11 protein-coding genes are annotated in these 8,785 nt (G+C 73.1%); 10 read left to right on the plus strand and 1 reads right to left on the minus strand.

Features of this window, described 5'->3' with window-relative positions:
• The 10 genes from ACFU99_RS22475 to ACFU99_RS22520 all read left to right on the plus strand — a co-directional run.
• Positions 1–336: RibD family protein (locus tag ACFU99_RS22475; RefSeq protein ID WP_384394681.1), on the plus strand; the 336-nt coding region annotated here is incomplete at its 5' end.
• Positions 337–345: 9 nt separating this feature from the next.
• Positions 346–960, plus strand: coding sequence for a riboflavin synthase (locus tag ACFU99_RS22480; RefSeq protein WP_384394683.1), 615 nt, complete (start codon positions 346–348; stop codon positions 958–960).
• Positions 957–1,613, plus strand: coding sequence for a nicotinamide riboside transporter PnuC (locus ACFU99_RS22485; protein WP_384394685.1), 657 nt, complete (start codon positions 957–959; stop codon positions 1,611–1,613). The genes ACFU99_RS22480 and ACFU99_RS22485 overlap by 4 nt, the downstream gene beginning before the upstream one ends.
• A complete protein-coding gene (locus tag ACFU99_RS22490) occupies positions 1,610–2,890 on the plus strand; it encodes a bifunctional 3,4-dihydroxy-2-butanone-4-phosphate synthase/GTP cyclohydrolase II (protein WP_384394687.1) in 1,281 nt (426 codons plus the stop codon). Before ACFU99_RS22485 ends, ACFU99_RS22490 begins: the two co-directional genes overlap by 4 nt.
• 52 nt (positions 2,891–2,942) lie before the next feature.
• Entirely contained in the window at positions 2,943–3,428 is a 486-nt protein-coding gene (gene ribH, locus ACFU99_RS22495; protein WP_384394689.1) for a 6,7-dimethyl-8-ribityllumazine synthase, read from the plus strand.
• 35 nt (positions 3,429–3,463) lie between these two features.
• Positions 3,464–3,736, plus strand: a complete 273-nt coding sequence (locus ACFU99_RS22500) for a phosphoribosyl-ATP diphosphatase (protein ID WP_384394692.1) — start codon at positions 3,464–3,466, stop codon at positions 3,734–3,736.
• Between the two features lie 69 nt (positions 3,737–3,805).
• The gene (gene hisG / locus ACFU99_RS22505) at positions 3,806–4,654 is read left to right on the plus strand and encodes an ATP phosphoribosyltransferase (RefSeq protein WP_384394694.1); all 849 of its coding nucleotides are present in this window, start codon (positions 3,806–3,808) and stop codon (positions 4,652–4,654) included.
• A 70-nt stretch (positions 4,655–4,724) separates the two neighbouring features.
• Positions 4,725–5,192 carry a PH domain-containing protein gene (locus ACFU99_RS22510; RefSeq protein ID WP_384394696.1) on the plus strand — a complete coding sequence of 156 codons (468 nt, stop codon included), beginning with the start codon at positions 4,725–4,727 and terminating at the stop codon, positions 5,190–5,192.
• A 195-nt stretch (positions 5,193–5,387) separates the two neighbouring features.
• Complete coding sequence (locus tag ACFU99_RS22515) at positions 5,388–6,713, plus strand: hemolysin family protein (protein WP_384394701.1); 1,326 nt, start codon at positions 5,388–5,390, stop codon at positions 6,711–6,713.
• Positions 6,710–7,849, plus strand: coding sequence for a hemolysin family protein (locus tag ACFU99_RS22520; RefSeq protein WP_384394697.1), 1,140 nt, complete (start codon positions 6,710–6,712; stop codon positions 7,847–7,849). The genes ACFU99_RS22515 and ACFU99_RS22520 overlap by 4 nt, the downstream gene beginning before the upstream one ends.
• A gap of 34 nt (positions 7,850–7,883) precedes the next feature.
• Here ACFU99_RS22520 and ACFU99_RS22525 read toward each other — a convergent pair.
• Positions 7,884–8,785, minus strand: a 902-nt coding sequence (locus ACFU99_RS22525; protein WP_384394699.1) for an AAA family ATPase, incomplete at its 5' end; no start/stop codon positions are given.

Raw genomic sequence — 8,785 nt, forward strand, 5'->3', positions numbered from 1 at the left:
CGGGACACCCACGCCCCGCCCGCCGCGCGGTACGGCCGCGGCGTGCGCTCGGTCCTGCTGGAGGGCGGCGCCACCCTCGCCGGCGCCTTCCTCGCCGCCCACGCCGTCGACAAGGTCGTCGGCTATCTCGCCCCCGCCCTGCTCGGCGCCGGGCCCGCCGTGCTGACGGACGCCGGAATCGGCACGATCTCGCAGGCGTTGCGCCTCGACGTGAGTGAGATCCACCGCCTCGGCCCCGATCTGCGCATCACCGCAGTCCCCCGCGGCCGGCCCGCCGCCGCCGGAGCGGGCCCCGCCGCCCCCGGCCGCGCCGCCGCCCCGCACCCTGCCCGCTAGGAGAGTCACGTGTTCACCGGAATCGTCGAAGAACTGGGTGAGGTCACCGCCGTCGAGGAGCTCGGCGACGCCTCCCGCTTCCGCCTGCGCGGCCCCGCGGTCACCGAGGGCGCCCGCCACGGCGACTCGATCGCCGTCAACGGCGTCTGCCTCACCGTCGTCGAGTGGGGCGACGGCGAGTTCACCGCCGACGTGATGGCCGAGACGCTGAAGCGCTCCAGCCTCGCCGACCTCTCCGTCGGCTCCCGCGTCAACCTGGAACGCCCGATGGAGCTCGGCGGCCGGCTCGGCGGCCATCTCGTCCAGGGCCATGTAGACGGCACCGGCACCCTCACCCACCGCGAACGCTCCGAGCACTGGGACACCGTCCGGATCTCCCTGCCCGCCGACCTCACCCGCTACGTCGTGGACAAGGGCTCCATCACCGTCGACGGCATCAGCCTCACCGTCGTCGACGCGGGCCCCGACTACTTCACCATCAGCCTCATCCCCACCACTCTCGCCATGACCACCCTCGGCATCAAGGAGCCCGGGGACCGCGTCAATCTTGAGGTCGACGTCATCGCCAAGTACGTGGAGCGGCTGCTGGGCGACCGCGGAGACCGTACGGAGAGGGCCAAGTGACTGCCATCGGCTGGCTGAACGGCGAGGCGTTCGCCGTCCTCGGCCAGCACGTCATCTGGTCCGACATGATCGGCAACACCATCGGACTGATCGCCCTCGCCCTCGGCTGGCGGCGCTCCATCTGGACCTGGCCCGCCCAGCTGCTCTCCGGCGTCGTCCTCGTCTCCGCCTACGCCTACGCGCACCTGTCCGGCGGCGTCGGCAAGCAGCTCCTGGTCATCGGCGTCGCACTGTGGGGCTGGCGGCTGTGGCGGCGCGGCCGGCGCGACGCGCAGGACGGCTCCATCGCCGTCCGCTTCGCCACCTGGCGCGAGCGCGCCCTGCTGGCCGCCGGCACCGCCGCGGGCACCGCAGCCGTCGGCGCGCTCTTCGCCGCCGTCCCCGAACTGTCCTGGAACCCCTGGCCCGACGCGTACATCTTCGTCGGCACCCTCACCGCGATGGTCGCCCAGGCCCGCGGCCTCGTCGAATTCTGGTTCGCCTGGCTCCTGGTCGACCTGGTCGGCGTCCCGCTCGCCTTCACCAGCGGCCTCGCCTTCGCCGGCCTCGTCTACGTCGTCTACCTCGGCCTCGTCCTGTGGGGCCTGCGCGACTGGTGGCTGCGCTCCCGCACGACCACCCAGCAGCCCATCCCGGAAGGAGCGGCGGCATGACCGCACTGCACAGCTGGTACGAGGCCGAAGACCTCACCCTCGACCCCGTCGCCCGCGCGATCAGCGACATCGCCGCCGGCCGCCCCGTCGTCGTGGTCGACGACGAGAGCCGCGAGAACGAGGGCGACCTCGTCATCGCCGCCGAGAAGGCCACCCCCGAGATCGTCGCCTTCATGATGAGCGAGTGCCGCGGCCTGATCTGCGCGCCCATGGAGGCGAGCGCCCTCGACCGGCTCGACCTGCCGCAGATGGTCGCCCGCAACACCGAGTCGATGAGCACCGCCTTCACCGTCTCCGTCGACGCGAGCGCCGCGCACGCCGTCACCACCGGCATCTCCGCCGCCGACCGCGCCACCACCATCCGGCTGCTGGCCGACCAGGGCGCCGAGCCCGGCGACTTCGTCCGCCCCGGCCATGTCTTCCCGCTCCGCGCCCGCCCCGGCGGCGTCCTGGTCCGGCCCGGCCATACCGAGGCCGGCGTCGACCTCGCCCGCCTCGCCGGGCTGCGCCCGGCCGCCGCCATCGTGGAGATCGCGGGCGAGGACGGCGCCATGCTGCGCCTGCCCGAGCTGGTCCCCTTCGCCCGCAAGCACGGCCTCGCGATCATCTCCATCGAGGACCTCGTCGCCTACCGCCGCTCCGCCGAGCCCACCGTCCGCCGCGAGGCCGCCACCCGGCTGCCCACCGCCTTCGGCGACTTCCGCGCATACGGCTACCGCTCCACCGTCGACGGCGTCGAGCACATCGCGCTGGTCAGCGGCGACATCGGGGACGGCGAGGACCTCCTGGTCCGGGTCCACTCCGAGTGCCTGACCGGCGACATCTTCGGCTCGCAGCGCTGCGACTGCGGCCCGCAGCTGCACGCCTCCCTGGAGCGCGTCACCGCCGAGGGCCGCGGCGTCGTCCTCTACCTCCGCGGCCACGAGGGCCGCGGCATCGGCCTGCTGTCCAAGCTGCGCGCGTACGAGCTCCAGGAGCGCGGCCGCGACACGCTCGACGCCAACCTGGAACTGGGCCTGCCCGCCGACGCCCGCGACTACGCGGCCGGCGCGCAGATCCTCGCCGACCTCGGCGTCCGCAGCCTGCGGCTGATGACCAACAACCCCGACAAGGTCGCGGCCCTCGTCCGGCACGGCCTCGTGGTCACCGGCCGCGAGCCCATGCCCGTACAGGCCCAGGAGCACAACCTCCGCTACCTGCGCACCAAGCGGGACCGGATGGGGCACGACCTGCCGTGGCTGGACGCCGAGCGCGCCTCCGCCTGCGGCAACCAGTAACAGAGCCTTACCGGACGACAGCACAGCACCAGCACCAGCACCGAGGAGAGACGTGAGCGGCAAGGGCGCACCCGAACTGAGCGTGAAGAACTGCGGCGACCTGCGTGTGGCGGTCATCGCGGCCCAGTGGCACCAGAAGGTCATGGACGGCCTCGTCGACGGCGCGCTGCGCGCCCTGGGCGAACTGGGCATCGACGAGCCCACCGTGCTGCGGGTGCCGGGCAGCTTCGAGCTGCCCGTCGTCGCGAAGGTCCTCGCCGGCCGCGGCTACGACGCGGTCGTCGCCCTCGGCGTCGTCATCCGCGGCGGCACCCCGCACTTCGAATACGTCTGCCAGGGCGTCACCCAGGGGCTCACCCAGGTCAGCGTCGACACCGGGGTGCCCATCGGGTTCGGCGTGCTGACCTGCGACACCGAGGAGCAGGCCCTGGACCGGGCCGGCATCGAGGGATCGCGCGAGGACAAGGGGCACGAGGCGGTCACCGCCGCCGTCGCCACCGCGACCACGCTGCGCTCCGTGTCGGAGCCCTGGCGCTGAGCCCGGGCCCGGCACCCCGTAGGCTTGGCCGCACCATGGCCAAGAAGACATTCGAGGAGCTCTTCGCCGAGCTCCAGCACAAGGCCGCCTCCGGCGACCCCAGCACCTCCCGCACCGCCGAACTGGTGGACAAGGGCGTGCATGCCATCGGCAAGAAGGTCGTCGAGGAGGCCGCCGAGGTGTGGATGGCCGCCGAGTACGAGGGCGCCGACGCGACCGCCGAGGAGATCTCCCAGCTGCTGTACCACGTTCAGGTGATGATGGTCGCCCGGGGGATCTCCCTCGACGACGTATACGCTCACCTCTGACCCGGCCCCGGCCGGACCCCGCACCACCGCGAACGTCCAACACCCCGACGTACAAAGGAAACAGACCTCATGCTGCGCATCGCCGTCCCCAACAAGGGTTCTCTCTCCGAGCCTGCGTCGGCGATGCTCCATGAGGCCGGCTACCAGCAGCGCAAGGACCGCAGGGAACTCGTCCTCGTCGACGCCGCCAACGAGGTCGAGTTCTTCTTCCTGCGCCCCCGCGACATCGCCGTGTACGTGGGCAGCGGCAAGCTGGACATCGGCATCACCGGCCGCGACCTGCTGCTCGACTCCGGCGCCAACGCCGAGGAGATCATGCAGCTCGGCTTCGCCGCCTCCACCTTCCGCTACGCCACCCGCCCCGGCACCGCCTCGGACGTCCGCGACTTCGGCGGCATGACCGTCGCCACGTCCTTCAACGGGCTGGTCGGCAAGCACCTCGCGGATCACGGCGTGGACGCCTCCGTCGTCCACCTCGACGGGGCCGTCGAGACCGCCATCCAGCTCGGCGTCGCCGAGATCATCGCCGACGTCGTGGAGACCGGCACCACGCTGCGCAACGCCGGTCTGGAGATCATCGGCGAGCCGATCCTGGAGTCCGAGGCCGTCGTCATCCGCCGCACCGGCGAGGGCGTCGACGACCCCAAGATCCGGCAGTTCCTCCGCCGGATGCAGGGCGTCCTCGTCGCCCGGCGGTACGTGATGATGGACTACGACATCCGCGTCGAGCACGTCGAGCGCGCCGTCGCCCTCACCCCCGGCCTGGAGTCGCCCACCGTCTCCCCGCTGCACCACGAGGGCTGGGTCGCCGTCCGCTCGATGGTCCCCTCCAGCGACGCCCAGCGCATCATGGACGAGCTGTACGACCTGGGCGCCCGCGCGATCCTCACCACGGGCATCCACGCCTGCCGCCTCTGAGCACCCCCAGCACCTCCGCCCCGCGAGATCCCCCCCCGCGAGACCCCACCGCGAGATCCCTCCACGAGAGATGACGTCCGTGCCCGCGACCCAGCCCGACCTCCCCGCCCTGCCGGTCACCTTCCGGCCCACCCGCACGCGGGTCGTCCTGCTGACCGTGGGCACGGCCGTGCTCGTCGCGCTCACCGTGATGTCGCTGCTGCTGGAGACCCTGAGCCCCGGGGACAAGGCCACCTTCATCTCCACCGGCGTGGTGATCTTCGCGGTGCTGGTGCTGCTCAGCCGCCCCAAGATCGTCGCTGGTCCGGACGGCGTCCTCGTCGTCAACCTCACCACGACCCGCCGCCTGGACTGGGCGCAGATCGTCCGCGTCAATCTGCGCCCCGGCGACGCCTGGGTCCACCTCGACCTCGCCGACGGCACCAGCCTGCCCGCCATGGGCATCCAGCCCGGCGTCGCCAAGGAGCAGGCCATCGGCGACGCCCGCGCGCTGCGCGCCCTGGCCGAGACGCACGGAGCGGGCGCGGCTTCCGCCTGAGGCGGCTGCCCCGGGCGGGGCCTCCTTGATTACTCTGGTGCCACGGGCACACACCGTGCTCCGCCCCGCACCCAAGCGGCCGCGCCCCAACCGGCCGGCGGGGGACCTGCGAACCGAGGAGTGACTCCCTCCAGCGATGGACGGATCGTCCTGTAGTACCTGCGCCGCCCCCCACCAAGAGGCGGCGGCATGAGCATCACCGTGTCTCTCCTGCTGCTCGCGGCAGCCCTCCTTCTGATCCTGGCCAACGGCTTCTTCGTCGCCGCCGAATTCGGGCTGGTGACCGTCGAGAAGCCGGAGGCGGAGCGGGCCGCCGCCGACGGCGACCGCCGCGCCCGGACCGTCGTCGAGGCGCTCCGCGAACTCTCCTTCCAACTCTCCGGCACCCAGCTGGGCATCACCATCACCTCCCTGGTGGTGGGCATGCTCGCCGAGCCCGCGCTCGGCCGGCTGCTGGCCGGCCCGTTCTCCGCCGTCGGCCTGCCCGGCGGCGCCGGGGCGGGCCTCGCGGTGGTCGTCGGCATGCTGGTGGCCTCCGCCGTCCAGATGATCATCGGCGAGCTGGTGCCCAAGAACTGGGCGGTCTCCCGGCCGCTCCAGGTCGCCCGCTTCGTCGCCGGGCCGCAGCACGCCTTCACCCGCTTCTTCCGGCCCGTGATCACCGCCCTCAACAAGGTCGCCAACCGGCTCGTACGGGCCCTGGGCGTCGAGCCCGCCGACGAGCTGGCCTCGGCCCGCACCCCCGGCGAGCTCGTCTCGCTCGCCCGGCACTCGGCGCTCGCCGGAGCCATCGAGCAGGACACCGCCGACCTGTTCGTACGGACCCTCTCGCTGGGCGAGCTGACCGCGCAGCACGTGATGACGCCGCGCGTCAAGGTCAGCGCCCTCCAGTCGTCCGCGACCGCCGAGGACGTCCTGAACCTCACCCGCGCCACCGGCCTCTCCCGCTTCCCGGTCTACCGCGAGCGCCTGGACGAGGTCGTCGGCATGGTCCACCTCAAGGACGCCCTGGCGGTCCCCGCCCACGAGCGGCTGCGCACCCCCGTGGCGCGCGTCGCCGTGCCCCCGATGCTCGTACCCGAGACGCTGCCCGTACGGCCGCTGCTGGAGCAGCTGCGCAGCGAGCAGCCGATAGCCGTGGTCGTCGACGAGTACGGCGGCACGGCCGGGGTGGTGACCCTGGAGGACATCGTCGAGGAGCTGGTCGGCGAGGTTCGCGACGAACACGACGGCCACGACCTGCCGGAGCTGGCCGCCGCCCTCACCGAGGACGGGCGGCCCGCCTGGGACGCCGACGGCGGCTGCCGCGTCGACACCCTGCGCCGCATCGGCCTCACCGCCCCCGACGGCCCGTACGAGACCGTGGCCGGGCTCGTCGCCACGCTGCTCGGCCGCATCCCGGCCCCCGGCGACAGCGCCGAACTGCCCGGCTGGCGCCTCTCGGTGCGCCAGGTCGGCCACCACCGCGCCGAACGGGTGCGGATCGCCCGGACCGGCGGCACGCAGGGAGAGAACCGATGAGCCTGCTGCAACTCCTCTTCGCCCTCCTGCTCGTGCTCGCCAACGGCTTCTTCGTGGGGGCCGAGTTCGCGCTCGTCTCCGTGCGGCGCAGCCAGATCGAGCCGCGCGCCGCCGAGGGCTCGGCGCGCGCCCGCACCGTCCTGACCGGGCTGGAGAACCTGCCGCAGATGATGGCGGCGGCGCAGTTCGGCATCACCGTCTGCTCGCTGACGCTCGGCGCGGTCGCCGAGCCGACCGTGGCGCACCTGCTGGAGCCCGTCTTCCACGCGGCGCGCCTGCCCGAACAGCTGGTCCACCCCTTCGGCTACGCCATCGCGCTCGCCCTGGTGGTCTTCCTGCACCTGGTCATCGGCGAGATGGTGCCCAAGAACCTGGCCATGTCCGCCCCCGACCGGGCGGCGCTGTGGCTGGGCCCCGGACTCGTCGCCTTCGCGCGGCTGTGCCGGCCGGTCACCGCGCTGCTCGGCGCGTGCGCCCGCGGCGTGCTGCGGCTCTTCGGCGTCGAGCCGAAGGACGAGGTGGAGGCGGTCTTCACCAGCGAGCAGCTCACCCACCTCGTGGACGACTCCCGGCAGGCCGGGTTCCTCGATCCCGAGGCGCAGGAGCGGCTGGAGGACGCGCTGGAGCTGGGCAGCCGCCCGGTCACCGACGTCCTCCTGGACCCGGACACCCTGGTCACCATCGACCCGTCGGCCACGCCCCGGCAGATCGAGGAGCTGACCGTACGGACCGGCTACTCGCGGTTCCCGGTCCGCGCCCCCGGCGGCGCGTTCATGGGATATCTGCACGTCAAGGACGTACTGGAGCTGGAGGACCGGGACCGGGCGGTGCCGCAGCACGTCTGGCGGCGCATCGACACGCTACGGGCCGAGCTCCCGCTGGACGACGCGCTCACCGTGCTCCGCCGGGCAGCGGCCCACCTCGCGGCCGTGGCGGACTCCTCGGGCCGGGTGCTGGGCCTCGTCGCACTGGAGGACGTCCTGGAGAAGCTGGTCGGCGAGGTCCGCGACCCCTCGCACCGGGCCGTGCCGCAGGCCCGGCCCGACGCGGTGCCGGGCGATCTGCTGCGGCACCCGCGGACGGCGGGCGGCGGCACACCGCTGGTGCCGGCCGAGCGGGACGCGATGGCGGGCTGAGCGAGGCAGGCCGCCAGGAGGCGATCCGCGGGGGCTACTGCGGCTCCCGCGGGTCGCGGTCCAGCGGGCCGCGGCCGGAGAGGACCTCGCCGTACGCCTGCATCAGGTCCGGCAGCCGCAGCGTGGCGAGGTCGGCGCGGGTGGGCGTGGCCGGGAAGCCCGACAGCCGCAGGTCGCGGTACGCGCAGCTCTTCTCGTACAGCGTGCGCAGGAAGCGGCCGTTGCCCAGCTCGTCGATCCAGCCCTGCTCCACGACGTGCCCGCTGATGCTGCGCAGCTCCTCCAGCGACTCGTCGTCCCAGCCGTCGCCGTTCTCGGCGGCCAGCACCTCGCCGATGCTGGTGAGTTCCAGGGGGCGGTAGCTGGGGAAGTCGACGCGGGTGGTGAAGCGGGAGCCGAGACCGGGGTTGGCGGCGAGCAGCCGGTCCATGCCCTCCGGATAGCCGGCCAGGATCACCACCAGCCGGTCGCGGTTGTCCTCGGCGCGCTTGAGCAGCACCTGGAGCGCCTCGTCGCCGTAGGCGTCGCCCTTGCTGTAGCCGGAGTTGGAGAGGCTGTACGCCTCATCGACGAAGAGCACCCCGCCCAGCGCCGAGTCGATCAGCTCATTGGCCTTGACGGCCGTCTGGCCGAGGAACTCGCCGACCAGGTCGGCCCGCTGCGCCTCCACCAGATGGTCGCCGCCGAGCAGCCCGAGCGCGTAGAAGACGCGCCCCAGGATGCGGGCGACGGTGGTCTTGCCGGTGCCGGAGGGGCCGGAGAAGACGAAGTGCCGTTTAGGCGGCTGCACGGGCAGGCCCTGGCCGGCGCGCAGCCGCGCCATGTGCAGCTGCGCGGAGAGCGCCCGCACCTGCCGCTTCACGGGCTCCAGGCCCACCATCCGCTCCAGCTCGCCCAGGGCCTTCGCGAGGAGCACGGGGTCGGAGGGGCCGGCGG

This window comes from Streptomyces sp. NPDC057654 (genome assembly GCF_042800135.1).
Classification (GTDB): Bacteria; Actinomycetota; Actinomycetes; order Streptomycetales; family Streptomycetaceae; genus Streptomyces.

What these genes read in the sequence shown, in the direction of transcription:
- ACFU99_RS22500 (WP_384394692.1), top strand. Translation starts at nt 3,464, where the DNA reads ATGGCCAAGAAGACATTCGAGGAGCTCTTCGCCGAGCTCCAGCACAAG.
- ACFU99_RS22510 (WP_384394696.1), top strand. Translation starts at nt 4,725, where the DNA reads ATGACGTCCGTGCCCGCGACCCAGCCCGACCTCCCCGCCCTGCCGGTC.
- ACFU99_RS22520 (WP_384394697.1), top strand. Translation starts at nt 6,710, where the DNA reads ATGAGCCTGCTGCAACTCCTCTTCGCCCTCCTGCTCGTGCTCGCCAAC.
- hisG (WP_384394694.1), top strand. Translation starts at nt 3,806, where the DNA reads ATGCTGCGCATCGCCGTCCCCAACAAGGGTTCTCTCTCCGAGCCTGCG.
- ACFU99_RS22490 (WP_384394687.1), top strand. Translation starts at nt 1,610, where the DNA reads ATGACCGCACTGCACAGCTGGTACGAGGCCGAAGACCTCACCCTCGAC.